Annotated in this window: 1 protein-coding gene; it reads right to left on the reverse strand. The window is 39.0% G+C overall.

The features are described from left to right. Positions 1-48: 48 nt before the first annotated feature. Positions 49-234, reverse strand: a complete 186-nt coding sequence (locus BZK16_RS14050; protein ID WP_077929478.1) for a hypothetical protein — start codon at positions 232-234, stop codon at positions 49-51. Between the last annotated feature and the right edge of the window lie 102 nt (positions 235-336).

Consider the following 336-nt stretch of genomic DNA (forward strand, 5'->3'; position numbering starts at 1 on the left):
GTATTTCAGTCTTGCGACTTATCGGAGAAATAACCGCGCCCATTGTTCTTAAATTACTTTGAAATTTTCCAATTCTTCTGTATAGATAAAACCGCCATCAAAGTACGTTTTGTTGTCATCGTAATCAGTGATCTGAACTGGCTCATTGTTATCTGTAATGCCATAGCCTGATGCTATTAGATAGTCACTGGTTAAAGTGCCATTGATGCCAATAATCAAATCACCGATGTTCATTACGCTGCTTCCTTAAATTTTGGCGTGTACCAAATTGTGATCCCGAAATTTCCAACTTCTGCACGTACTTCGCTGATTAAGTGCTTTCTGATTTCCCACCAG

Source organism: Wohlfahrtiimonas populi, assembly GCF_002006795.1.
GTDB lineage: Bacteria > Pseudomonadota > Gammaproteobacteria > Cardiobacteriales > Wohlfahrtiimonadaceae > Wohlfahrtiimonas > Wohlfahrtiimonas populi.